23 protein-coding genes and 1 other RNA gene are annotated in these 25400 nt (G+C 60.3%); 17 read left to right on the top strand and 7 right to left on the bottom strand.

Going from position 1 to position 25400, the window contains the following annotated elements:
- The 9 genes from apnL to ACPYOI_RS02315 all read left to right on the top strand — a co-directional run.
- Nucleotides 1–1427, top strand: a 1427-nt coding sequence (gene apnL / locus ACPYOI_RS02355) for a D-apionate lactonase (RefSeq protein ID WP_481422506.1), incomplete at its 5' end; no start/stop codon positions are given.
- A 107-nt stretch (nt 1428–1534) separates the two neighbouring features.
- Nucleotides 1535–2788 (top strand): extracellular solute-binding protein, encoded by a 1254-nt coding sequence (locus ACPYOI_RS02350; protein WP_481414726.1) that lies wholly within the window; start codon nt 1535–1537, stop codon nt 2786–2788.
- 95 nt (nt 2789–2883) lie between these two features.
- Nucleotides 2884–3783 carry a carbohydrate ABC transporter permease gene (locus tag ACPYOI_RS02345; protein ID WP_481414727.1) on the top strand — a complete coding sequence of 300 codons (900 nt, stop codon included), beginning with the start codon at nt 2884–2886 and terminating at the stop codon, nt 3781–3783.
- A complete protein-coding gene (locus ACPYOI_RS02340; RefSeq protein WP_481414728.1) occupies nt 3780–4664 on the top strand; it encodes a carbohydrate ABC transporter permease in 885 nt (294 codons plus the stop codon). The genes ACPYOI_RS02345 and ACPYOI_RS02340 overlap by 4 nt, the downstream gene beginning before the upstream one ends.
- Before the next feature lie 33 nt (nt 4665–4697).
- Nucleotides 4698–6218, top strand: coding sequence for a DUF5060 domain-containing protein (locus ACPYOI_RS02335; RefSeq protein WP_481414729.1), 1521 nt, complete (start codon nt 4698–4700; stop codon nt 6216–6218).
- 20 nt (nt 6219–6238) lie between these two features.
- A complete protein-coding gene (locus ACPYOI_RS02330) occupies nt 6239–7309 on the top strand; it encodes an ABC transporter ATP-binding protein (protein ID WP_481414730.1) in 1071 nt (356 codons plus the stop codon).
- A 255-nt stretch (nt 7310–7564) separates the two neighbouring features.
- Nucleotides 7565–8263, top strand: coding sequence for an RNA polymerase sigma factor (locus ACPYOI_RS02325; RefSeq protein ID WP_481414731.1), 699 nt, complete (start codon nt 7565–7567; stop codon nt 8261–8263).
- Nucleotides 8264–8349: 86 nt separating this feature from the next.
- Nucleotides 8350–8871, top strand: a complete 522-nt coding sequence (locus ACPYOI_RS02320; protein ID WP_481414732.1) for a DUF4142 domain-containing protein — start codon at nt 8350–8352, stop codon at nt 8869–8871.
- A gap of 52 nt (nt 8872–8923) precedes the next feature.
- On the top strand, nt 8924–9202 hold the full coding sequence (locus ACPYOI_RS02315; protein WP_481414733.1) for a cupredoxin domain-containing protein: 279 nt from the start codon (nt 8924–8926) through the stop codon (nt 9200–9202).
- Nucleotides 9203–9301: 99 nt separating this feature from the next.
- On the opposite strand, the gene ACPYOI_RS02310 is transcribed toward ACPYOI_RS02315, so the two are convergent.
- Both ACPYOI_RS02310 and ACPYOI_RS02305 read right to left on the bottom strand, forming a co-directional pair.
- Complete coding sequence (locus tag ACPYOI_RS02310; protein WP_481414734.1) at nt 9302–9784, bottom strand: methyltransferase family protein; 483 nt, start codon at nt 9782–9784, stop codon at nt 9302–9304.
- A 106-nt stretch (nt 9785–9890) separates the two neighbouring features.
- Nucleotides 9891–10805 carry a thymidylate synthase gene (locus ACPYOI_RS02305; RefSeq protein ID WP_481414735.1) on the bottom strand — a complete coding sequence of 305 codons (915 nt, stop codon included), beginning with the start codon at nt 10803–10805 and terminating at the stop codon, nt 9891–9893.
- A gap of 235 nt (nt 10806–11040) precedes the next feature.
- On the opposite strand from ACPYOI_RS02305, the gene ssrA reads away from it, so the two are divergent.
- The 4 genes from ssrA to ACPYOI_RS02285 all read left to right on the top strand — a co-directional run bounded on the left by ssrA (nt 11041) and on the right by ACPYOI_RS02285 (nt 12623).
- Nucleotides 11041–11416: a transfer-messenger RNA gene (gene ssrA / locus ACPYOI_RS02300) on the top strand.
- Between the two features lie 127 nt (nt 11417–11543).
- Nucleotides 11544–12059 (top strand): SspB family protein, encoded by a 516-nt coding sequence (locus tag ACPYOI_RS02295; protein WP_481414736.1) that lies wholly within the window; start codon nt 11544–11546, stop codon nt 12057–12059.
- A 65-nt stretch (nt 12060–12124) separates the two neighbouring features.
- On the top strand, nt 12125–12319 hold the full coding sequence (locus ACPYOI_RS02290) for a DUF4169 family protein (protein WP_481414737.1): 195 nt from the start codon (nt 12125–12127) through the stop codon (nt 12317–12319).
- A 91-nt stretch (nt 12320–12410) separates the two neighbouring features.
- On the top strand, nt 12411–12623 hold the full coding sequence (locus ACPYOI_RS02285) for a ribbon-helix-helix domain-containing protein (protein WP_168830731.1): 213 nt from the start codon (nt 12411–12413) through the stop codon (nt 12621–12623).
- Between the two features lie 4 nt (nt 12624–12627).
- On the opposite strand, the gene ACPYOI_RS02280 is transcribed toward ACPYOI_RS02285, so the two are convergent.
- The 3 genes from ACPYOI_RS02280 to ACPYOI_RS02270 form a co-directional block, all read right to left on the bottom strand.
- On the bottom strand, nt 12628–16395 hold the full coding sequence (locus tag ACPYOI_RS02280; RefSeq protein ID WP_481422507.1) for an AsmA family protein: 3768 nt from the start codon (nt 16393–16395) through the stop codon (nt 12628–12630).
- A gap of 89 nt (nt 16396–16484) precedes the next feature.
- The gene (locus ACPYOI_RS02275; RefSeq protein ID WP_481422505.1) at nt 16485–17897 is read right to left on the bottom strand and encodes an FAD-binding oxidoreductase; all 1413 of its coding nucleotides are present in this window, start codon (nt 17895–17897) and stop codon (nt 16485–16487) included.
- 76 nt (nt 17898–17973) lie between these two features.
- Nucleotides 17974–19008, bottom strand: coding sequence for an aldo/keto reductase (locus tag ACPYOI_RS02270; protein ID WP_481414739.1), 1035 nt, complete (start codon nt 19006–19008; stop codon nt 17974–17976).
- Between the two features lie 92 nt (nt 19009–19100).
- Here ACPYOI_RS02270 and ACPYOI_RS02265 point away from each other — a divergent pair, with 92 nt between their 5' ends.
- Both ACPYOI_RS02265 and ACPYOI_RS02260 read left to right on the top strand, forming a co-directional pair.
- Nucleotides 19101–20003 carry a LysR family transcriptional regulator gene (locus ACPYOI_RS02265; protein WP_481414740.1) on the top strand — a complete coding sequence of 301 codons (903 nt, stop codon included), beginning with the start codon at nt 19101–19103 and terminating at the stop codon, nt 20001–20003.
- A 162-nt stretch (nt 20004–20165) separates the two neighbouring features.
- A complete protein-coding gene (locus ACPYOI_RS02260; protein WP_481414741.1) occupies nt 20166–21260 on the top strand; it encodes an AbrB family transcriptional regulator in 1095 nt (364 codons plus the stop codon).
- Here the strand turns inward: ACPYOI_RS02260 and ACPYOI_RS02255 are convergent.
- Nucleotides 21220–22107 carry an AraC family transcriptional regulator gene (locus tag ACPYOI_RS02255; protein ID WP_481414742.1) on the bottom strand — a complete coding sequence of 296 codons (888 nt, stop codon included), beginning with the start codon at nt 22105–22107 and terminating at the stop codon, nt 21220–21222. The two genes, ACPYOI_RS02260 and ACPYOI_RS02255, sit on opposite strands and share 41 nt — an antisense overlap.
- 31 nt (nt 22108–22138) lie before the next feature.
- Here ACPYOI_RS02255 and ACPYOI_RS02250 point away from each other — a divergent pair, with 31 nt between their 5' ends.
- Nucleotides 22139–22546, top strand: coding sequence for a DUF2000 family protein (locus ACPYOI_RS02250; RefSeq protein ID WP_481414743.1), 408 nt, complete (start codon nt 22139–22141; stop codon nt 22544–22546).
- Between the two features lie 164 nt (nt 22547–22710).
- On the top strand, nt 22711–24375 hold the full coding sequence (locus ACPYOI_RS02245; RefSeq protein ID WP_481422504.1) for an arylsulfatase: 1665 nt from the start codon (nt 22711–22713) through the stop codon (nt 24373–24375).
- A 95-nt stretch (nt 24376–24470) separates the two neighbouring features.
- Here ACPYOI_RS02245 and ACPYOI_RS02240 read toward each other — a convergent pair whose 3' ends face one another.
- A complete protein-coding gene (locus tag ACPYOI_RS02240) occupies nt 24471–25136 on the bottom strand; it encodes a YiaD family glycine zipper/OmpA-like lipoprotein (RefSeq protein WP_481414745.1) in 666 nt (221 codons plus the stop codon).
- Between the last annotated feature and the right edge of the window lie 264 nt (nt 25137–25400).

The raw sequence follows: 25400 nt of genomic DNA, 5'->3' as shown, positions 1-25400 counted from the left end.
CGACCGAGGCAACCCGGTTTCCTGATTTCATCGAGCCCTGGCAGCCGTTCAAGGACATGCGCGCCATCACCCACGAGGTCGCACCTGATGTCACCGCGGAATGCCGCATGGAGGGCGACACCTTCGAAATGGAGGATCAGAGAAACTGGTCGGACGCGTCCTACAAGACCTACGTCCGGCCGCTCGCCCTTCCCTGGCCTTATCAGATTCCCGCCAATCAACCCGTCCGGCAAAAGACATCGCTGATCATCAAGGACAGCCGCCCCGCACAGCGCGCTTCTGTCGGTAGCTCGGGCGGAGCAATAAAACTTCAACTCGGCGCACGCTCCGGCGCCGTGCCGGCAATCGGTCTGATCATTACACCCGAGGAAGCTGATGCGTCTCTCTCGGCGCAGAGCTTCCTATCGGAGACCGCGCCCCGGGAACTGCTCTTCCATCTCGATCCAGGTGCTGGACACGGCGTCGAAGCGCTCAAGCGGTTCGCCGCAATTGCTGCAGTTCACCCCGGACGTTCGACGCTGGAGATCGCGCTTTCTTGCAAGCAGTCCCCAGCGAGCGAAACAGCCGAGATTGCCCAACAAATGCGGTCGGCGGGATTCAAACCGGATGCGGTCATGATCTCGCCCTCCGTCGACCGGCAGTCGACGCCGCCCGGCAGCAAATGGCCCGACTGCCCGCCCCTCGAAGAGGTCTATGCCGCAGCCCATTCCGCTTTTCCAGGCATGCGCATCGGCGGCGGCATGCTCAGCTACTTTACCGAACTGAACCGCAAGCGTGTGCCGGACAAACAGCTTGGCTTCATCAGCCACTGCACCAACCCGATCGTCCATGCAGCCGACGATCTCAGCGTCATGCAGACGCTGGAGGCCCTGCCCTTCATTACCCGCTCGGTGCGGGCCATCTACGGTGAGAAACCCTACCGGATCGGCCCATCGACCATACCGATGCGGCAGAACCCCTACGGCAGCCGCACGATGGACAACCCGTCGGGCGGGCGCATACCCATGGCCAACCGGGACCCGCGCCACAACGGACGTTTCGCAGAGGCTTTCGCGCTTGGTTACGCGATCCGGGTGCTGGATGCCGATCTCGAATGCCTGACGCTATCGGCGTTGACCGGTCCGTTTGGTTTGATCGCCGGTCCGGGTGAACCGACCCCGGAAGGCGGCCGGCGCCCGCTGTTCAATACGGTACGGACACTGTCCGCATTGGCCGGCGCATCCTGGCAGGAGTGCGTCTCCTCCTCGCCCTCCGAGGTTCTGGCGTTCGTCGCGCGCGGTGACACAGGGACCAGGCTTCACGTGGTCAACCTGACGCACGAAGAACAGGAAGTCGACTGCAGCGCGTGCAGGTTGGCGTCCGAGAATCCGGGTGCGCACCTTCGGCTCGCTTCATTCGCTACCGCGATCTTGCCACTCGCGGATTGACCTGAAGCGTACCAACTGCACCATCTTGATGGTTACCTCATCATACCAGTTGACATGTAAATCACTATCTGTAAAAAGAGCTGCAGCTTATCAAGAGGAGGACGGTAATGCTGACCCTATCTGCAAAATTGAAATCCGCGAGCCTTGTCGCAATGGCCGTTGCGGCTCTATCGGCAAGTCCGGTCTTCGCTGAAGACATCACGCTCTGGACGCTGAACTTCGACAATAACGCTGCGAACGTAGCCCTGAAGAAGGTCGCCAGCGACTTCGAGGCAGCCAATCCCGGCACCCACATCGAGATTGTTCAGCGCGCTGTCGACGAGCACAAGACGGCGTTGCGCGTCGCCGCAGGCTCAAACCGCGGCCCCGACATCTACTTTAGCTGGGCGGGTCTGGGCCTTGGCGGTGAGTACGTGAAGGCTGGTCTGTCGCTGCCGCTCGACAAGTACTACACCGAATACAAGTGGACCGACGAACTCCTGCCCTCCGCGGCCGCTTTCGCCGACCTCTATCCTGGCGGCAAGCATGGCACGCCGTTCACCTTCAAGGGTGAAGCGGTCTACTACAACAAGAAGCTGTTCGAGCAGGCCGGGATCAAGGATGAACCCAAGACCTACGACGAGCTTCTCGCGGCGGCTGAGAAACTCAAGGCAGCAGGCATTCCGGGGTTCACCTTCGGCGGGACCGTCAACTGGCACGTGATGCGCCTTATGGATGTCATCCTTGAAACAAAATGCGGCGCTGAAAAGCATGATGCGTTGAAGTCCATGAAAGTGGACTGGACGAAGGAGCCGTGTGCGACGGAGGCCTTCACGGAGTTCGCAAAATGGACGAAGGACTACACGCTGCAGCCATTCATGGGCATCGACAACAAGCAGTCGTATAGCCTGTTCACGGCTGGCCGCGCGGCCATGATGCTGGAGGGCGACTGGCTGGTCGGTCAATTGACGGGCAGCGGCGCCAATCTCGACGATTACGGGATCTTCCCCTTCCCGACCAACACCGACCGCCTCTACGGGTTTGCCGAGTACAACTACGTCAGTACGAAGAGCAAGAACCCTGACATGGCGGCGAAATTCCTCGACTATTTCCTCTCGAACAAGGTTCAGCAGGATCTGGTCGGGCAGGTCAGCTCGATCTCGGTCAACAAGAACGTGCAGTACACCAACCAGAAGCCGCTCGAGGCGGAATGGCTGGATATCTTCAAGAAGTACAGCAAGATCTACATGAACGGCGACCAAGCATTTCCGCTCGATGTGACGACGGAATATTTCCGCGTCATCAACGACGTCGCATCGGGCAACATCGAACCGGCTGAGGCCCCGAAGCAGCTGCAGAGCTTTATCGCAAGCCGGACGTAATTCCTCCCAAGTCGCCAGTCGACCGCTCCGCATGTCGGTCGGCTGGCGCACCATCATGAAGACAGGCAGCGGCCTCGCGCTGCCCGGAGGAGAGCATGTCACTACGACAAACGACACATGATCCGAGCGTGCAAGCGCTCATCCTGCTCGTGCCTGCGCTGGCGATCTACGCAGTATTCGCCCTTTATCCGATGCTCAATGTGGTCATTTTGAGCTTTCAGAAGTGGAACGGACTGGATCCGCAGCGGCAATTCGTCGGGCTTGCGAACTACTCCGCGATTTTCACGAGAGATCCGGTCTTTTGGGTCGCTTTCCGCAATACGGTCATCTGGACGCTGATGAGCCTGGTGTTCCCTCCGACGGTGGGTCTGCTGCTGGCGCTCAGCCTCAACCAGAAGATTTTCGGGCGCAACAGCCTCCGGGCCATTTTCTATCTTCCGGTTATCATTGCGCCGATCGCGGTCGCGACGATGTGGAAGTGGATGTACGATCCCTTCTTCGGACTGTTCAGCCAGCTGCTGACGTCGTGGGGTCTGCAGACCTGGATCCAGGACTGGCTGGGTAACCAGAAAATCGCCCTCTACTCGGTTTTTGTCGCCTACCTCTGGCAAACAGTCGGCTTTTCAATGGTCCTGTTCCTGGCGGGCCTCCAGAATGTCTCCCAGACTCTCGTGGAGGCTGCCCGGATCGACGGCGCTGGCCGGTGGGCCGTCTTCAAGCATGTGACCCTGCCCGCGCTCCGTCCGACCGTGACGATCGTGCTGGTTCTTTCGATCATCTCGTCGCTGAAGGCTTTCGACATCGTCTATGGTCTGACAGGCGGTGGCCCGGCGCAATCCACCCAGATGCTCGCGCTCTGGGCATTTACACAGGCCATGCAGATCTTCGATTTTGGTCGAGGCGCGGCCATATCGGTCGTCCTGCTCCTGATCACCATCGCAATCGTCATTCCCTACCTGCGATGGACCCAGAAGAAGGAGGAGGCAGAATCGTGACAGCCGTTCAGACCGACTCAACCGTTGGACAGGCTCACGCCGAGACCTCCACGCTCAAGCGCGATCCGGTCCTGATTGCTCTCTGGATCGCCTTGGTCCTGGTTGCACTCATCTGGGTGGCACCGTTCGTCTTCATTGTGTTCACATCGCTGAAGACGCCGGCCGCGGTCACGAGTACAGGCGCATTCATGCCGCCGACGGAGCTTGCCTACGACAACTACAGCGGCGCATGGAGCCGCGGGAACTTTGCCAGCTCCTTCTTCAACAGCGTCATCATCACGGTGATAAAGGTGCCGCTCGGGCTCGCGCTTTCCGCCATGGCGGCCTACGCCCTCGCGAAGATTAAGCTCAAGATTACCAAGACGCTGCTGCTGGTTGTCGTGTTCGGCACGATGATTCCTTTTCAGGTCATGCTTGCGCCGTTGTTCACGTTGGTAAACTCTTTTGGGCTTATCGACACCTATCCTGGCGTTATCCTGCCATACATCGCCTTCGGGGTGCCTTATCAGGTCTTCATCCTGCACGGCTTCTTCAAGGCAATTCCGAAGGAACTGTCGGAAGCGGCGTTGATTGACGGCGCAACTCACTTCACGATCTTCCGGCGCATATTCCTTCCGGTCTGCCTTCCTGTCCTTGCGGCACTGCTCATCCTCGACTTCGTTTCGACCTGGAATGAATTCGCCATGGCGCTGGTGCTGCTTCAGGATCAGCACATGTGGACCCTGCCGCTTGGTCTTATGTCCTTTCAGGGACAGTTTTCGAGCAACTATGGTCAGCTCAACGCCGCGATCGTCATGACCGTCCTGCCGGCGACCATCGTCTACCTGATGTTCCAACGCTACTTCGTGTCCGGCCTCACGTCCGGTGCCGTCAAAGGCTGATGGCCAGAGAAATTTTCATGAGGAGAGAATTCTATGTCTAATGCAACAGTCGAAAAATGGGGCGTGTTCGAAGCTTCCTTTGATGGACCCTCCGACGGCAACCCGTATCTCGACGTGGCATTCGATGCCGTCTTCACCCACAAGAGCCGGGAAGTTCGGGTTCCGGGTTTCTATGACGGCAATGGGACCTATCGTGTCCGCTTCATGCCCGACGCCGAGGGCGAATGGTCTTTCCTGACCCGTTCCAAGACCGCGGCACTCGACGGCAAGACTGGTTCACTGGTCGCGACGGCCCCATCGGCCGGCAACCACGGCCCGGTGCGTGTGCGCAACAAGTTTCATTTCGCCTATGCCGATGGGACGCCGTTTCTGTCTTTTGGCACGACCTGCTATGCCTGGACGCACCAGCCGCTTGAGATGCAGCAGCAGACGCTGGAGACGCTGATGAAAACACGCTTCAACAAGATCCGCATGGGCGTCTTTCCGAAAGACTATCCGTACAACGTCAACGAGCCTCTCCATGCGTGCTTTGAGAAGGGCGCCGATGGCAAGGAAGACTTCGATAGACCCAACCCCGTCCTCTTCCGGCACTTCGAAAAGCAGGTGGCAGCACTTTGCGAACTCGGGATCGAAGCCGACATCATCATCTTCCACCCTTACGATCGCTGGGGCTACGCGGACATGTCGGCCGCGCAGGATTTTCGCTATGTCGAATATCTGGCCGCGCGTTTGTCCGCCTACCGGAACGTCTGGTGGTCGCTTGCCAACGAATATGACTTCCTCATCGATACGAAGCCGATGGAGCAATGGGATCGATACTTCCACATCCTGGAAGAGAACGATCCCTACCAGCACCTGCGCTCCATCCATAATGGCGACGTGACGGCAAACTTTGACCATCGCAAGCCTTGGGTCACTCATACGTGCATTCAAAATCCCGACGTCAAGCGCACCCAGGAGTGGCGCAACGCCTACGGCAAGCCAGTCGTCAACGACGAGCCCGAATATGAAGGCGACATCATGCAGTCCTGGGGCAATCTCAGCGCCCGGGAGCTGGTGCACCGCTTCTGGATCACAATGGCGCGCGGCGGATATGCCGGCCATGGCGAGACTTATTCCCACCCGGAGGATCTGATCTGGTGGGCCAAGGGCGGAGAGCTGCGCGGCGAGGCGTGGAAGCGTATCGGCTTCCTCAGGGACCTGCTTGAGGCGGACGTGAAGCACGGGCTGGAGCCCCTTGGCGTCATCGGCGAGTGGCCCTGGTCCCGCGTGTCGGGAGCGCGCGACGGCGACGGCGATTTCCGTCTGATCTACCTCGGCGAGCACCAGCCGGTCATCTGGTCCTCGGGCTTGCCGCTCGACAGCGACGATTATGACGTCGATCTCATCGATACCTGGGAGATGACCATCACGCCGGCGAAGAAGGTGGAGGCTCCCGTTCCCCATCCCACCCGTCACGGCGCAATTGTCCGCGGAGGCAAGCCGGACGCGGCCTTTGGCGTTCAAATTCCGCGCAAGCCGTACCAGGCACTGCGCGTCCGCCGGAAGCGCTGAGGATATTACAAGAGGTCCCGATGTCAGGGTTGAGCATCAAGAACGTCAAGAAGTCCTTCGGCGCAGTGGACATCATCCACGGCGTCGACGTCGAGATCGCCGACGGTGAATTTGTCATTCTCGTCGGCCCCTCCGGCTGCGGCAAGTCGACATTGCTGCGCATGATTGCCGGGCTCGAGGAGATTACAGCCGGCCAGATCAGCATTGACGGCCGGGTTGTGAACAATCTGCAGCCGAAGGATCGCGATATCGCGATGGTCTTCCAGAACTACGCGCTCTACCCGCAAATGACGGTCGCCCAGAACATGGGATTTGCGCTCGAGCTCGCGGGCGTCAAGCGGCCGGAAATCGAGAAGAAGGTGAGTGAGGCTGCGGCCATCCTGGGATTGCAGCCCCTCCTCGATCGAAAGCCCGCCCAGTTGTCAGGCGGACAGCGGCAGCGCGTTGCCATGGGTCGCGCCATCGTTCGAGATCCGAAAGTGTTTCTCTTCGACGAGCCCCTTTCAAACTTGGACGCGAAGCTGCGTGTGAAGATGAGAGCGGAGATCAAGGCGCTGCACCAGCGCCTCAAGACCACCATCGTCTACGTCACCCACGACCAGATCGAAGCCATGACCATGGCTGACAAGATCGTCGTGCTCCAAGGCGGTCGTGTCGAACAGATCGGCAGCCCGCTAGAGCTCTACGACCGGCCTCGCAACATCTTCGTTGCCGGCTTCCTGGGCTCCCCCGCCATGAACTTTCTCGAGGGAACCCTGCAGGATGCCGGGAGTCCGGCATTGTCGCTATCGGGAGGTTCGCGCGTGAAGCTGTCGCGGGCGCCAGCCAACTCGGCAAGCCAGCCGTTGACGCTGGGCATTCGTCCCGAGGACATCGCCTTGGGTGGCGAGAACGGTGTGGACGCGGTGGTCAAGGTGGTCGAGCCTACAGGCTCGGAAACCCACGTTGTCGTGGAACTCGAAGGCAGGGAACTGACATGGGTCGTCCGCGAACGTGTCGAACTGGTTCCGGAACAGCGCGTGAAGCTTTCGTTCGCAACGGACAAGGTTCATTTCTTCGACCGAGAGACGCAGCAACGCTTGAACGCCTAGGCGCTGCCTCTTTCGTCGCGTCGACATACCACCAAGTCAGATACCGGCGCCGCTTTGGCAGCGGCGGCAATCAAGCTGTCGTCAGCGGCGAAGCCTTCGGTTGCCGCACCAGCTCGGCATCAGACAGCGCTCCTCTGTCTCGATCGGTCGGAGTGACGATCCCTATTCACATTTGAATGTCGTCGGCTGCATAGTAAATCAAAAACTTGGGAACCTTATCCCGTTTTGATCATCCAATTCAGGATTGGAGCCCGAATGAAAACGACCTATCCTGAAAACCGAAAGCTTGCATTGCCCTCAGGATCCACCGATGCGGATCTCGTCGCCGGCGCGCGTCGCAGGGAGCCTGAAGCCTTTCGCGCCATCATGCGCAGATATAACCAGCAGCTGTTTCGCATTGCCCGCGGCGTGGTCCGCGACGACAGCGTCGCCGAAGACATCGTCCAGGAGACCTATGTTCGCGCTTTTCAGCATCTCGACCAGTTCCGAGGTGAGGCGCTGCTGTCGACATGGCTGCACCGTATCGCCTTGAACGAGGCGCTGGGCAGGCTTCGGCAATCAGCGCGTCGATCCGAAGTTCCTTTGGCAGCGGAAGAAAAGGGAGCGGAGATCTTGCGGTTTCCGGCCGTTATGGATGTAGACGATCCGGAAAAGGTGATGGCGCAGCGGCAGATAGTGCGATTGGTCGAGGAGGCGATGGATACATTGCCCGAGAGTTTTCGCCTGGTTTTTATCGCGAGAGTCGTCGAGGGCATGAGCATAGACGACACGGCGAGCCTTCTTGGCATTCGGGCCGAGACCGTCAAGACGAGGCTCCACAGGGCGAGAGCGCTGCTGCGGCGCAAGCTCGACGAGCAGATCGGTCCGGCTTTTCTCGATGTTTTCCCGTTCGCCGGTTGGCGCTGCGAGCGCTTGACAGAAAAAGTCATCAATCGGCTTGGCCTTACCGAATAAGCGGGAACCTTTTTGGTCCGCGTGCATCCAAGAGGTTGTTTTGCAACACCATCGGGCCGCTTTGGCCCGCAAAGAGGAGCATCCCCATGTTTGCGCGACTAACCACAATGTACGCCGCCCTCAGCCTTCTAGGTACGCCTGCGTTTGCCGCCGGCACCGCACCGACGGACCCTCAGATCGCACACATCGCCTACACCGCGAGCGAAATCGATATCGATGCGGCCAAGCAGGCGGTCGAAGTATCGAAAAACCAAGAGGTCGTCTCCTTTGCCAAGGACATGATCCGCGACCATGAGGCCGTAAACAAACAGGCGCTCGACCTGGTCAAGAAGCTCAACGTGAAGCCCGAGGACAACGCGACCAGCAAGGATTTGACAAAGGCTGCAGGCGAGGAGAAGAAGCGTCTTGCCAAGCTCAAGGGCGCCGCGTTCGACAAGGCGTATATCGAGAACGAGGTTGCCTACCACAAGCAGGTCAATGGCGCGCTCGAAACCTTGCTCATCCCCTCCGCGAAAAACGCGGACCTGAAGGATCTGCTGCAGACGGGTCTGAAGGTGTTTCAGGGACACCAGCAGCATGCCGAACACGTCGCGGCGATGTTGAAGTAAAGTCATCGCGATGGCGGCAAAGCGCTTCCTTTCAGCGCTGGGCGGGGTGGCCATGACCTTGGCTGCCCTCCCAGCCCACGCTGCCACCGTCCAGGTGGTTCTCGACAAGCTGGGTTTTCAGCCTGTGGAAGTCACGGTGGTGGTAGGCGATACAATTGAATGGGTGAACAAGGATCCGTTCGCCCATACAGCAACTGTCAAGGGCGGCTTCGATGTCGTGATTGCACCTCACAAGTCAGCGTCGATGGTGATGAACAAGGCGGGAAGCCTCGACTATTTCTGCCGCTTTCATCCGAACATGCGGGGTCGCATTACCGTAACGGAACGGTGAGCGGCGCGGCGTCCTCTCCGCCGGGAGTAGGATGCCCCAGAGATCGTGCTGGACCCGTTCCGATCGCTCGGGTCCAGCAGCTTGCCCGTCTTCGCCTTGCTATAGCCACCGCCTAACACGGGCCTTGTAGGCGAGATAGACGTCACCGAACTTCCACTCGAGATAGGCCTCCTCGCGGGCGACAACGCCGTAGCGGATGACGAGATAGAACGGTACCAGCAGGACGATCAGCCACAGGCTGTCGAAGGCGACAGAAAGCCCGATGAGGCCGAGGAACATGCCGGTATAGATCGGGTTGCGCGTGAAGCGGTAGGGGCCTGCGGCGACGATCGTCGTCGTCGGCTGGGTGGTCGGGATCTGTGTCCCCGCGCGGCGGAAGGTCGTCGCCGCCCAGATCAGCAGCGCCAGGCCGGCGACGAACACGATGCCGCCGAGCCAGCCGCGCGGCACTGCCGACGGCAGGAACGGCAGCGGATAGACCCAATCGAGCGCAAGCCCGGCGATCACCGCAAGCGCCCAGGCGATCGGCGGCCGTATCACCGCGCCTGAACTGTCGCGCAAATTCTCGCTCGCCCCGTTCATGCCGCGTCCTATCCGCTCCTTCGTCTCCGAAAATCTAAACACCCGGCAACCTGTGTCGCAGTTTACTTCGCTGAGGCGCGGACAGCTAGGGGACCGCCGGGCTTGGTCAGACCGCAACCGGCGCTTCGATCGCAGGGTGAGAATCGTAGCCCGACACCTCGAAGTCCTCGATCCAATAACCGTCGATCCCATCGGGCTTCCGCTTCAGCACCAGCTTGGGAAAGGCCATTGGCTCGCGTGAGAGCTGCTCCTTGGCTTGCTCCAGATGGTTCAGATAAAGATGCGTATCGCCCCCGACCCAGATAAGCTCACCGCGATCCATCCCGGCCTGCTGCGCAACCATGGCAAGCAGCGCGGCCTGTTGGCAGATGTTGAATGGCGCGCCGAGGAAGATGTCGCAGGAGCGCTGGTTCACGAGCATCGAAAGCCGCGGCCGGCCCTCACCTTGCAATCCGGAGACGTGAAACTGATAGACCATATGGCAAGGCGGAAGCGCCATCTGATCCAGTTCGCCCACGTTCCAGGCGTGGAACAGCATGCGCCGGCTCGTCGGATTGGTCTTGAGGCTATGCATGAGAGCGCCGATTTGATCGTGCTCGACCCCATTGCCGTCCAGCCATCGTCTCCATTGCTTGCCGTAGACCGGCCCGAGATCGCCCCACTTTGCCGCAAAAGCATCATCCTCGAGGACCCGCCTCTCGAACGCCTCCTGGGATATCTCTTCGCCCGTCGCCTTGCGGTATGCGGCGAGCGGCCAGTCCGTCCATATCTTGACGTTTTCCCTGAGCAGCGACTGGATGTTTGTCTGTCCGGTCAGGAACCAGAGCATCTCCTTCACCGCCGTCTTCCAGTAGACCTTTTTGGTTGTGAAGGCCGGAAAGCTGCCGTCCGAGAGATCGAAGCGCATCATCGCGCCGAACATCGACAGAGTGCCTTCGCCGGTGCGGTCCATGCGCCGGTCGCCCTTCTCAAGCAGATGGGCCATGATATCGAGGTACTGATATTCAGGATGGCGCAGCATCCGTGTCTCCCTGTTTGCGATCACGTGGATTGCAGAACAATCCGCACGTCCAGCCGGCCACTCAGCGCCGCCGCACGCGCTCAAGAGAGCCGAGTGCCGACCGTCGCAACTCGTCGAGTCATTGCCGCCGCCGATTCCGTTGGGTCAATCTAAGCGCTGCCGCCGCCGAAACCAACGTCCGAATAGGCGTTGTCCCGGCAATTGTCTTGCCGCCCGCAACGCTTTTGTGACGTATCCCCTTTCCATACGCTTCTGAAAACACTATATCAGCACTGCCGGTTTTCGGACCGGCTATGGCGATAAATGAGCGGTGTAATAAACCTATTGGACCCGGGGGCGGTACCCGGCGCCTCCACCAAAAACAGGCGGTCGATCTTAGTGGTCTGGCCTGCTTTTGATGGGGGCGAAATAGGATCGACAAGGGTGTAAAGATCGACTTTTTGCTCGGCATGATACCGCCGTTATCGGGTCAAAAGTGTAGTTGCAAACGACAACAACGCTAAGGAATACGCTCTCGCTGCCTAATGGCGGTGCGGGAATTCCGCTCTAAGTCCTTGCGGTTAGCACCGAAAGGCGGGGTCCGAAGGCACCTGGCAACAGAAGCCTTCACCTTCTCCCTGCCACCCAAATCATGTATGTTTGTGACGCGTGACCCGGATACCAGACTTTCCCAAGGCTGCCGGACGTGGCATATAACCTTGAGAAAAGACTTCCGAACCAAAGAAAGACAGGAAAAGCATGGGGCAGGATCATATCCGCTACGACATTCTGGCACAGGACGCGCTGCGCGGCGTGATTCGCAAGGTCTTGTCCGAAGTCGCAACGACGGGCCGCCTGCCCGGCGACCATCATTTCTTCATCACTTTTCTGACCGGCGCCCCCGGCGTCCGCATCTCGCAGCATCTGAAGTCCAAATATCCGGAGCAGATGACCATCGTCATCCAGCACCAGTTCTGGGATCTGAAGATCACCGAATCGCTGTTCGAGATCGGCCTCTCCTTCTCCGACGTTCCTGAGAAACTGGTGATTCCGTTCAACGCGATTCGCGGCTTCTACGACCCTTCGGTGAATTTCGAACTGGAGTTCGACGTGCCGCTGGCAGACGGTGAGGAGCAGCCCGACGCTGAAATCACTGCCTATCCGGTCGCGGCCGAGAAGGGCGAAGAAGCCGCGGCCGCCAAGCCTGCCGAAGGCGGCGATGAGAAGAAGCCCGGTTCCGTCGTCTCGCTCGACGCTTTCCGCAAGAAGCAGTAAACCAAAGAGGGGAGCCACGACTTCCCTTTTTCATGCGCCCTTTCGAAGCCGGATGGAGGCAAGCCATGAGCGCCGAAATCGTCAACCTCCGCCAGTTCAAGAAAAAACAGGCCCGCTCCGAAAAGGAAAAGCAGGCCGAGCAGAATCGTATCAGCTTCGGCCGCACGAAGACTGAGAAGAACCTGACAAAGGCGCTGAATGAAAAGGCCGAAAAGGCTCACCGGCAGAGCCGCATAGAAAAAGACGAAGACCGCGAATGACGGCGCAGCGGAGCCGAAAGAACGCTCCGATCAAATTATTGGCAGAATTTCCTCACTTAGTTCTTGAGAAAACTGGCTTACGGGACGTCCGATGATCCGCAAGCACTCTGCCAGTCTGCATGGCCACCGCACCAGTTTCTCACTGGAAGATGAATTCTGGGCCGAACTGAAGGCGATCGCCGCCGCTCGCGCAATGCCCCTCGCCGCCCTTATCTCCGAAATCGATGACAAGCGCCCGCCGGACAGCAACCTCTCCTCTGCTTTACGGCTTCATGTCTTGAGCTGGCTAAAGGATCGCCGCTAGAGCCTCACTGCGGCAGCGTCACGCCCGGTAAATCCTCGAAATTGAGCTGGTTACCGATGAGCGGTGACTGATTGAGCTGCTGGGCGCGGCGCGCGGCTTCGGCTTCCGCAGCGGCCTTCGCCTCTGCTGCTGCTTTCGCCTCGGCGGCTGCCTTCGCTTTGGCTTCTGCCTCGGCGGCTGCCTTTGCCTTCGCCTCCGCCTCTGCCTTGGCTTTCGCCTCGGCCTCGGCCTTTTGCCTTGCAGCTTCCGCGGCGAGCATCCGCAGACGTTCTTCCTCGGCCCTGCGCTCGGCTTCGATCTTGGCCGCCCTGACGCGCTCGCCATCGTTGAACTTGTACAGAGCCACCTCACGCCGCAACCGCTGCTTTTCGAGCACGTTCGACTGGAGCCGTTCGACACGCCGGCGTTCGCGCTCGAAGGCGCGCAGCGACAGATATCCGGTGATGTCGGTGACATCCATGGTGCGGCCGGGCGATGCGAGCAATCCGGAGTAATCCAGCCGGATTGCTGGCTCTGCGCCCGGAAGGGTCTCCTTGCCGGGATTGAGGGCAATGTTCAGCGATGCGGTGATGCGTTTCTGCGGCAGGCTGACCTGCGCGTTTCCGGTGACCGTGGCGAGCTCGTTGGCAGCACTGACATTCTGCACGCGAAGAACGCCATCGGCGATGTTGAACGGAATCGCCGTCGGCGGGAGCTTCGCCTCTCCGTTGTTGAGCAACGTCTCAACGATCGGATGTATCTTCCCGGCGTTAAGCTGATCCTGCATCGGGTCGGTGGCGGCAAGCAGCGGCGCCAGGACTGCAAGATTGAGCCCGCGCACGCTGGTCTCCGCGAGCTGCAGTTCGCCGGATCCCGTTACGGAACCTGCGAGGTCGGCCATCGTCTTGCCGGAGGCTTCCATGCCGAGCGAAAGTCCGAACTTGCCGTTCGCCAAGGGCGCCCCGTCCCGCTGCCAGACGACGCCGCCGAGATCCGAATTTGCGAGCGAAAGCTGCGTCTGGAACAAACCGGTGCCATTGGCATTGGTGAATAGCGCATTGCCGGAAAGCTGGCCGCCGTTCCATCCGCCCTTCATGTCGTTCAGCTGCAGCTCATCGCCCTTATAGGCGACATTGCTCGTGAAACCGGTCACGGCCCCCGACCATCCCGGCCAGAACTCCTTGGCCGAAAGTTTCAGGTTGACGTCCATATCCTTGAAGATCGGCTGCCCAAGCGCGGCCGTCGAGAGGCTGCCGGTTGCAGCATCGGTCATCGGGCCATAGATGGCCTCCCCCAACCAGGTCGCATCGGCACGGTCAAGCGCAAGCTCGCCGCTCGCCGTCGATTTGTCTGCCTTGCGATCGATGATCACCGCACCCGAAAACTGATTGTCCGCCGCATGCCCCTTGAGGTCGGCAAAAACGATCTTGTCCCCATCGACGGTCGCGGTCGTTTGCAGGCCGAAGGGCAATCCGGTGCCGATCTGCGGCAGCGCCATACCGTTCATGATGAGATACGGGTCGAGATCCGCGCTCTCCAATGAGACGCCGATCTGGCCGTTCATGAAATTTCCCGGACGAACATCGACTTTGCCGTTGGCGGTGAAGGATGTGCGGTCCGTTGCAAAGGTGAGCGACGCATCGGCCGGATCGGTGCCGCTTGCCTGCACCTTCAGAGTGAGGCGTCCGTTGGCATCAGCCTCCACCGGCAGGGGATCGAGCCCCGCCTGACCGAACAGGATCGAGGTCGTGCTGTTTTCAAGCGTGGCCTCCAGGCTTGTCGTACCCTTGCCGGTCAGCGCCAGAAGGTCCGACATACGGTAATCGAGGTTCACACGGCTGCCGTTCGACACGCCGGCAAGCGTAACCGCGAGCCCATCGCCCTGATCGCCGCCGAGCGTGAGTGCACCGCGCAGGGCTGTATTGGTATACCAGGCAGCATTGCGCACCAGTCTGTCCATGACCGGATGATGCGGCAGATGCTCCTTCAGCATCGTGAAGAACGGCCCCGGATCGGCCGACTTGAAGGTGATCTCGCCGGAACCCTTGTAGTCGAGCAAAGAACCCTCGGCCCGGCCGGTGGCCGTCAATTCCGCGCCGGCCAGATTCTTGGCGTTCAGTTTGTCGACGGCAAGCGCGCCATCGGCAATCGTAAAGCTGGTCTCGACATTCTGCGCCTCGACGCCGAAAGCGCTGAATTTGTCTGCCTTCAAATGCGCAGTGATCTTGTGGTCGAGCACATTGTCGCCTGCGTCCTGCCCCGTGAAAAGGCCGGTCAAGGCCCTCAGTGCATCGAGGTCGAGGGCATCGCCGGCGAGATCGACGTTCAGCAAGGGCGTCTGGTTCTCCGGGGCCTGCCGATCCAACTTGCCTTTCAGCGTGGCAGAACCGACGGCAATCTCCAGGTTGTTGAAGCTCTGGTGCTGGTGGGTCAGGCTGACATCGGCTGAAAAGCCCGCCTGCTTCAACTGGCGGATCGCGGGGTCGACCAAGCCCGCAAGCCAGGAGGCAAGCCCGGAGGGCTGATTGGAGGCAACGGTAAGCTGGCCGTTAAAGGAAGGTTCGCCCCTGAGCTTCAGCTGGCCCATACCCTCCACCTGAGTCCGCCCCGGCAGTGTCCCGACGGCATTGTCGATCGTCCAGCCGTCGCCCGCCGGTTCCAGATCGAGCTGCACATCCCGAATGGTCGTGTCCCCCGCAACGATCGCCGGCAGCTTGACGCTCGCCTTTCCGGGCACCTGCGGCACGGGAACCTGGGCGACGATGCTGATCAACGAATTGAGCCGCTGCCGCGCAGATTGCGTGGGGTCCCGCGTGGTCTTGCCGCCCGCACCCTGATTTCCGATCCTGTTGACATCGATCTGCTGGCCATTGGCAACCAGCAGAAATTCCGGCGCGGTTCCGGTATCGAGCGTCGCCTCTCCGGTGATGATATAGGGATCGTCCGCAGACCCGATCTCCATCCGGTATTCGGGTACCCGGATGCGTTCGTTGGTCAGTTCGAAGCGGCCCTTGACGCGTGGCGGCAGCGTGCTTTTGTCGTCCGACTTGGCTCGGCTTTCAATCGCGGCCGACATGAGGCCCTGATAATTTGGCTTGCGGTCGACCAGCTTCAGTTCGCCGTCGAGATCGATTTTGACCGGATGCCGATCGGGTGCCAGCTGGGTGCGAACCTTCAACACACCGTTCTCGTCTGGCTGACCGCTTGAAATCGAGAAGCTGCCATGATCGCCATCCAGCGATGCGTCGCCTTCGATCCGCCATGGGCCTGCCAGCGACTTCGCGGACATCTCGGCGTTCAATCCCGTGATGCGGCGGGAGCGGCCCGATTGATCGTCGATGAACTGCAGGTCGCCGCCCGTCACATGGACACTTTCGAGGACGACCGTTTTTGCCGGAATCTCCGGCCGGCTGCCGCGCATCCAGTCGAGCGTTCCGTCCTTGAGCAGCCGCAAGCGCAATTTCGGATTGACGACGCGCATGTCGAAAATCAGCGCCTCGCCGGAAAGGAACGGCGCAAGCTCGGCATCCATGGCGAATTGCTCGACCTGGACGACCGGCTGGCCATCTGATTCTTGGCCAACGCGCACGTCATGCAGAGTGACCGACGGGAACGGCAAGAGGCGCGCATCGACGGTGCCATGCACCGTCACCTTCTTGCCGATGATGCGGCTGGCCTGATCCTCGAAATTCTTGCGGAAGTCGGTCCAGTCAATGAAAAGCGGAGCGAGCAGCGCCACGAAGAGCACTACGACGATCACTCCCCCCAGAAAGACGAGGAACCGGCCTATCAAATCAAGCATTCTCCAATCGGGAATCTGTTGCCGACACTACTGTTATTCATGTCGGGAGCAAGGCCGAAGATCATGAGCTTGTTCCGTTTTCAGCCAAGATGAAAGATCTTGCCGGGATTGAAGATATCGTCAGGGTCGAGCGCCTGCTTGACCTGCCGCATAAGATCGACGGCACCGCCAAGTTCCTGCTCGAGAAACCCCATCTTGCCCTGTCCTATCCCATGCTCGCCGGTGCATGTCCCATCCATGGCCAAAGCTCGCTGATTGAGCCGCGCCACGAAATTCTCCGCAACGGCGACGCCTTCAGCCGTCTTGTCGTCGAACAGCAGGAGCACGTGAAAGTTCCCGTCCCCCGCATGACCGACGATCGGCGCCAGCAGACCATGTTCCTGGATGTCGGCCTGCGTCTCGGCAACACAATCCGCAAGCCGTGATATTGGAACATAGACATCGGTCGAAAGTGCGGCAAGGCTGGGCGCCAGCGCCCGGCAGGCCCAGTACGCGTCATGCCGCGCCTTCCAGAGCTTGTTGCGCTCCTCGGCGTTCGCCGTCCAAAGGAACTCCTCGCCGCCGCATTCGGCCGCAATCTCCGCAAACTGCGCCGATTGAATCTCGACGCTTTCATCCGTTCCGTGAAATTCGAGGAAGAGCGTCGGGCTTTCGGCATAGCTCAGTCCCGAATAGGCGTTGCAGGCGCGCATCTGCACCTCGTCCAGCAATTCGATGCGCGAAACCGGAATACCCATCTGGATGGTCATGATGACCGCGTCGCAGGCGGCCTTGATCGTCGGAAAGGCGCAGGCGCCCCCTGCGATCTTCTGAGGAATTCCTTGCAACCGCAACGTTACGGAGGTGAGAATTCCAAGCGTGCCCTCGGCCCCGACGAAAAGCCGGGTCAAGTCATACCCTGCCGAAGACTTGCGCGCCCGACGCGCGGTGCGGATCTCCTCGCCGTTGGCTGTCACGGCCGTCACCGACAGCACATTGTCCTTCATCGTGCCGTAGCGAACGGCATTGGTTCCGGAAGCCCGCGTGGAAGCCATCCCGCCGATCGAGGCATTTGCACCGGGGTCGATTGGAAAGAACAGACCGGTATCGCGAAGATAGACATTCAGCTCTTCACGCGTAATGCCCGGCTCGACGGTGCAATCGAGATCCTCGGCATTTACTTCAAGAACCCGATTCATTCGGCTGAAATCGATTGAAATTCCGCCATTCGGTGCATTGACCTGCCCCTCCAGCGAAGAGCCCGTACCGAAGCCGATAACCGGCACCTTGTGCTCCGCGCAGAGCTTGACCGCCGCCTTCACGTCGTCTGCGGTTTCGGCGAACAGCACGCCATCCGGCAGCTGCGCGGGAATGTAAGTGGTTGTATGCGCATGCTGTAGGCGGAAGGATTCTCCGGCCTGGAAGCGCTCGCCGAAGCGCTGCTTCAAGATGCCGAGAACGGCCGAAATGCCTGCCTCATTGCGTTTTCCGGCTTTTGCATCCTTGAGCGCCATCCTGTTGATCCCCCATCTTTTCCGCCGTCACAAGCAGGTTGGTATGGGGCAACGGATGGCGCGTGTCCAGTATCGATCAAACGAGCGGTGGATTGAGCCGGGCGAAACCCTCCTGCCGCCTGTATGGGAAATAGGGATACGGCGCCGACACGCTGCTGACCTTGTCGAGCCTCTCGACCTGCTCCTTCGTCAAAGACCAACCGACGGAAGCGAGGTTCTGGCGCAGCTGCTCCTCGTTGCGCGCCCCGATGATGACGCTGGAAACGGTTGGCCGGGTGGTTAGCCAGTTGATGGCGATTTGCGGCATCGTCTTACCGGTCTCGGCGGCTATCTCGTCAAGCACGTCGACAATATTGAACAGCGTTTCGTCATCAACCGGTGGCCCGAATTCCGCCGTCTGGTGCAGCCGGCTTCCTTCCGGCAGCGGCTGACCGCGGCGAATTTTGCCGGTAAGCCTGCCCCACGCGAGCGGGCTCCAGACCAGCGCACCCACGCCCTGGTCAGCAGCGAGCGGCATCAGCTCCCACTCGTAATCGCGGCCCGCCAGTGAATAATAGACCTGATGCGCCACATGACGCGGATAGCCATGTTTCTCAGAAACGGCGAGCGATTTCATCAGCTCCCAGCCGGCGAAATTCGAAGCGCCGATGTAGCGGAGCTTTCCGGCAGCGACGAGGCGATCGAGCGTCGAAAGTACCTCCTCGACCGGCGTCGAGGCATCAAAGGCATGCAATTGCAGCAAATCGATATAGTCGGTGCCGAGACGCCGAAGCGCGTCATCGACGGATTTGATCAGCCGCGAACGGGAGCTTCCCCAGTCCGCCGGCCCGTCGCCCATCGGCAGCGCCGTCTTCGTGGAGATGAGCACCGCGTCGCGCTTTCCGCGGATCGCCTGCCCGAGGACCTCCTCGGATGCGCCCGCGGAATAAACGTCAGCGGTATCGAAGAGGTTTACGCCCGCCTCGAGGCAGATATCGACGAGGCGCCGCGCCTCCGCCGCGTCGGTATTGCCCCATGCTCCGAAGAGCGGCCCACTGCCGCCGAACGTGCCGGCGCCGAAGCTCAAGACCGGTACTCTGAGACCGGATGCACCGAGATTCCTGTATTCCATGACTTGTCTCCTGTTGCTGCAAGAGAGATAGACACTCATGAAGGCACGATATAGATTGCCGGCAAGAAACTCATTTGTGATTTGAATTCATCATGAGCCGTCAGGACATCAATCGCTCCGGCGAAATGGAGGTCTTCGTCCGCGCTGTCGAGCTCGGCGGTTTCAGCGCCGCCGCAACGGCCTGCCGCATGACGCCGTCGGCAGTCAGCAAGCTTGTCGCGCGGCTCGAAACGCGGCTGGGCACGCGCCTGATCAACCGCTCGACGCGACGCCTGCAGCTGACGCCGGAGGGCTGCGCCTTTTACGAACGAAGCGTTTCCATCCTGGCCGATATCGCAGAGGCCGAGCGCCACGCTTCGACGGGGGAACAAGCGGCGGGCCCGATCCGCATCAATACCAGCGCTTCCTTCGGCAATCATGTGCTCGCGCCACTGCTGCCCGCCTTCATGGCGCTTCATCCCGCCGTGACACTCGACATTTCCTATACGGACAAGATCGTCGATCTCATGGAAGAGCGCGCCGATGTCGCGGTCCGCGCCGGCCCGCTTAAGGACTCCAGCCTGATTGCCCGCAAGCTCGGGGCAGCCCGCAAGCTCATCGTCGCTTCGCCGGACTACCTGCACCACCACGATGAACCGAAATCGATCGCCGATCTCGAAAAGCATTGCCGTATCGGCTTTTCCTATTCTCGGGCCATCGCCGGCTGGCCGCTTCTCGATCAGGGTGAAACCGTCCATGTGCCGGTCACGCCGGGGATTCAGATCGGCGATGGCGACGGGATGCGCCACATGGCGATCGCCGGAGTGGGTCTCGCCCGCCTTGCCGATTTCACCGTTCGTGCCGACATCGCCGCCGGGAGACTCGTCCCCGTCCTCGAAGACCTCAATCCCGGCGATATCGAAGAATTCTACGCGGTCTATATAGGCGCGGGAGGTCCGCTGCCGGCCCGCGTCCGCGCTCTGCTCGACTTTCTGGCTGCGAACGTCCGGCTTTGATCGATACTCCGCCAAAGCCAGATTTCGCAGTTGACCCCGGTACACGCTGACAAATATACCGGTGGCGTCTGCGGCAGCCCCCGCCGCTTCTTTCATCCCGCCGATACTTTCCCCAATGCGCGTGGCGGCGCTCCTGTGAATTCGCCAAGAAGAAACCGCTCCATGCTCTTTAAATCCGCAAGCCGCGCCATGCAGAAAGCCAGCCTGCCGAGATGGGCATTGCTGCTTGCCCTCTCCGCTGGTCTTGTCGCCTTTTTCGAGCTTTTCGGTCTGCCAGCCTCGCTTCTCGTCGGACCGATGATCGCCGCGATGTTTCTCGCCTTGGTCTTCGGCAAGGGTGAGGTGCGTGTTCCCTATTGGCCGCTGCAGTTCGGGCAGGTTGTCGTCGGCCTGCTGATGGCGCGCGCCATCACGCCGGATATTCTCGGCACGATGGTCAAGGACGCGCCGCTCTTCATGGTGGTCATCTTCTCGGTCATCGCGGTTGCAAGCCTGCTTGGCTATGTCCTCACGCGCTGGCAGGTGCTGCCCGGCACCACCGCGGTCTGGGGTTCCTCGCCTGGCGGCGCCTCGGCCATGGTCATCATGTCGGAGTCCTACGGTGCTGATGCCCGCCTCGTTGCCTTCATGCAGTATCTGCGCGTCGTCTTCGTCGTCATTGCCGCTTCCGCCATCTCGCATCTCTGGGTCGCCACAGACGGTGGAGAGCCGCCGCCGCTCATTCTGTTTCCACCGGTCGACTGGCCGGCTCTTGCGATGACGCTGCTGCTTGCCTGCTGCTGCGTCTATGCGGTCTTTCGTTTCCACATCAAAGGCGGAACCATCATCACGCCTCTCTTTGCCGGTGCGCTTCTGCAGGGGTTCGGCTTGATGAAGATCGAATTGCCGATGTGGCTGCTCGCGTTCAGCTATGCGATGATCGGCTGGAGTATCGGGCTCCGCTTCACCCGCTCCATCATGAAACACGTCGCCCGTGCCTTGCCGCGCGTCTCCGCGTCCATTCTGCTTCTGATCGGGATCTGCGGCCTCATGGCTGTGGCGCTGCACAAGCTTGCCGGTATCGATCCACTGACGGCCTATCTTGCCACGAGCCCCGGCGGCGCCGATTCGGTCGCCATCATCGCTGCCTCCAGCGATGTCGACCAGCCGTTCATCATGGCGATGCAGGTCGGGCGGTTTCTCGTGATTCTGTTCACCGGCCCAATGCTTGCGCGTTTCATTGCCCGCAAGAGCGGCCTGGCTGAGAAGCCCGCCTGAGCGAGGCCCACTGGCCGGGCGTCATGCCATAGGCCTTCTTGAAATGCCGATTGAGGTGGCTTTGGTCTGCGAAGCCGGTCGCGAAGGCGACATCCGAGAGCTCACCTCCCGCGCCGATCATCGCCCGCGCCTTCTGCAGCCGTCGCATCAGCAGGTAGCGATGCGGACTGGTCGCAAATGCAGCCCGGAAGTGCCGCGAAAGCGCAAAACGATCGAGCCCCGTCACGGATTCCAACTCGCCGGAACGCACTATCTGCGTCGTATGCGCTTCGAGGTAGTCGCGGGCACGGCGTGCTTGCCCCCAGGCAATGTTGCCTGGCAGCCGCCGCTGCGCTTTCGCATGTTTCGCCAGCCCATCCGCCACCCGCATCAGGAAATCGTCGACGAACAGTTCGTCGAGCTCCCCATCGAGATCGGCTAAAGCGCCAAGCAACACACCAGCAAGAGCCGCATCATCGACAACAGGCTGATCGACAAAGGGCAGCCCGAGTTTCTCCGCTTCGAGACACTCGGCAAGCAACGCGGGCTCCAGATAGAGCATGCGGTATTGCAACCCGTCATCAGAGCCTGCCCCGCCGTCATGCTCCTCGTCCGGGTGGAGCACGATGACCTGTCCCGGCAGGCTGATGCGTCTTTCGCCGCGATAGTAAAATGCCTGCGCGCCCTTGAGCGTTACCCCAAGTGCGTAGGTATCGTGACGGTGCGGCTCGAAGGCGTTTCCCCTGAACTGCGCCTCGATGCGCTCGATCCCCGGGAAAGCGGGCGCGGTCAGAATGCCGTCGCCATCCCGCAGCGTGCACAAACGTTCAAGACCTTCGAATACCGGCGGAGTTAAATCCTGGCTCAACGCGACCTCAGAAGGCATGAAAGAGACTGGAATGTTTGATACCAAAATTGCGATCATCCTGCGAAACAATCTTGCGTCATGGCAGAAGCTGAATGTGACCGCCTTCGTGATGAGCGGCATCGCCGGCCAAAGTCCGCAGATCATCGGCGAGCCCTACAAAGACCGCGCCGGCAACCTCTACAACGCCATGTCCATCCAGCCCATTATCGTCTTGTCCGCCGACGAGGCAACCATCGCGGCGATACATCGCCGGGTGCTGGAGCGTGAGATTGCCGCCTCGCTGTTCATCGAGGAGATGTTCGCGACCGGCCATGACGCCGCCAACCGTGCGGTCTTTGCCGAACACGCCCCGGAAGACGCCAAGGTCGTCGGGATCGCCTTGCGCGCCGATAAGAAGATCGTCGACAAGATCACCAAGGGCGCAAAGATGCATGCCTGAAACGACATAGCGGTTGTGAGTTCCGGCAAGGCGATCTTCGCCAATCCTAAGCGACCGAATTTACGTCTCCATTTACCGTTGCGTACTTCCGCATCTGCCGATTTTCACACACGCTTTCCGGTGCGTACTTCATCACTGCCTATTTCACCACTAGGAGACTCCCGATGGAAGATTGTGAAACCGGAAGGACGCTCGACGCGCCCACAGCGGTCAGCCGCCGCGATCTGCTGCTCGGCGGCAGTTCGCTTGCCCTCGCTGGTCTCGCTGTCGCGTCCACCGCACAACGCGCTAGCGCACAGACGGCACAGACCGCCCAACCGCAGTCAGCCGGCTCTGGAAAGCCTCCGAACATCCTCGTCATCTTCGGCGATGACATCGGCATACCGCAAATCAGCGCCTACACGATGGGGCTGATGGGCTATCGCACACCCAACATCGACCGCATTGCCAGGGAAGGCGCGATCTTCACGGATTCCTATGGCCAGCAGAGCTGCACCGCGGGCCGAGCGTCCTTCATCCTGGGCCAGGAGCCGTTCCGTACGGGATTGCTGACGATCGGCATGCCGGGCGATCCGCATGGCATTCAGGACTGGATGCCGACGATTGCCGATGTCATGAAAACGCGTGGCTATGCGACAGGCCAATTCGGCAAGAACCATCTTGGCGACCAGGATCAGCACCTGCCGACCAAGCATGGCTTCGACGAATTCTTCGGCAATCTCTATCACCTCAACGCAGAGGAGGAGCCTGAAGGCTATTTCTACCCGAAGGACCCGGCATTCCGCAGACAGTTCGGCCCTCGGGGCGTGATCAAGTCGAGTGCTGATGGAAAAATCGAAGACACCGGCGCGCTCACCATAAAGCGCATGGAGACGGTCGACGAGGAATTCCTGGCAGCAGCCAAGAACTTTATCGATCGGCAGGCAAAAGCAGACAAGCCCTTCTTCTGCTGGTTCAACTCAACACGCATGCACGTCTTCACGCACCTGAAGGCAGACTCTCTCGGAAAGACGGGCAAAGGTATCCATGCGGACGGCATGGTCGAGCATGACGGCCACGTCGGCCAGCTTCTCGATCAGTTGGATCAACTGGGCATCGCCGAGAACACCATCGTTCTCTACACGACCGACAACGGCGCAGAGCTTGCGCTGTGGCCGGACGGAGCCCAGACGATGTTCCACGGCGAGAAGGGCACGACATGGGAGGGTGGCTTCCGCATTCCCATGATGGTTCGCTGGCCGGGCGTCGTCAAACCGGGAACCGAAATCAACGAGATCGTCACGCTTATGGACTGGATGCCGACGTTCGCGAGCGCGGCTGGCGTATCGGACCTCAAGGAGCAAATGAAGGCAGGTTTCAAATCTGGAACCAAGGACTTCAAAGTGCATCTGGACGGCTACGATCTGATGCCCTTCCTGAAGGGCGAGGTTCCGACCGGGCCGCGGGATGTCGTCTACTACTTCGATCAGGGGGGCAATCTCAACGCAATCCGTTGGAACGATTGGAAGCTGAGCTTTGCAATCGCCAGCCACGGCAATATCGCAACAGCGACCAGAGAAGTGCCTAGCTGGGCTGGGATCGCCAACCTGCGAATGGATCCCTATGAGCGTGGTATGGAAGATGGCGGCGGCGCGATCGAGTTCCTCGCCAGGAACATGTGGCTCCTTGTGCCTGTCCAGGGCAAGATCAAGGAGTTCTTCTCGGACTTCAATCAGTTCCCGTTCCAGGAGGGCAGCTCGCTCAACGCCAGCGGCATCAACTATAACATGCTGCGACAGCAGGCAGCACTGCAGCGGCTGAATGAATTGGAGCGCCTAACGCCGCAATAGTTCTCCCTGCCCTGAGACGGCTTGGTGGCATGCACCACCTAATGAATAGAAACAGCCGGGCAATGGCCCGGCTGTTTGACTCGGTTTTGCTGAGATCAGCTTTCCGTAATCGGCGCGATCTGAATTTCGACGCGGCGGTTCTGGGCGCGTCCGGCTTCGCTCGCATTCGACGCGACCGGCTGCGACGGACCAAAGCCGACGGCGGAGACGCGGCGCTGGTCGATACCCTGCCCGCCGAGATAATCGGCAACCGAAAGGGCGCGCCGCTGCGACAGATCCTGATTGTGCTGCAGGCTGCCGGTGGAATCCGTATGGCCATTGATATCGATCAACGTGCGATTGAACTTCCGCAACACGATCGCCACCGAGTTCAGCGTCGGATAGAAGCCCGGCTTTACGGCGTCCTGATCGACGTCGAAGGTGATGTTCGATGGCATGTTCAGGATGATGTTGTCGCCGTTGCGCGTGACCGAAATGCCGGTGCCCTGGAGCTGGGCGCGAAGTTCCGCTTCCTGCTGGTCCATGTAGTTGCCGATCGCACCACCGGCGAGCGCGCCGAGACCGGCACCGATCAGCGCCGCGTTGCGTGGGCCGTGGCCGCGTCCGCCAAGGGCGGCACCGGCAAGCGCACCGCCGACAGCTCCGAGCATAGCCCCGCCCGCGGTATTCGACATTTTCTGCTCGCCCGTATAGGGGTCGGTCGTAGTGCATGCGGTCAAATAGCTGGCAGCAACTGCCAAGAGTACGAATTTCTTGATCATAGACAGAAAGCTCTCCCTTCGAAGCTGATGCGAGCAAATATTAGGAAATGCGGCGACAAGATGAACGCATTCCTCTGGATAGAGCAGAATCGGTGGATTGGACACGTGCCGCTTGCACAAATCCCGGCATATTTACCGATTTGCCACAGGCGTTACCGCGGAGCGTGGAGACCAGCGGATGGCCGGGCCGCCGGAACGCAGCAGGATCGACCGGTTAAATGAGGCGCTCAGGAGCAGAAACGCCGCCGTGTTTGACGGCGGCGC

Source organism: Rhizobium sp. SVR5-2C, from assembly GCF_056755115.1.
The sequence above is the reverse complement of the archived record's forward strand: the minus strand, read 5'-3'. Positions and strand labels throughout refer to the sequence as shown.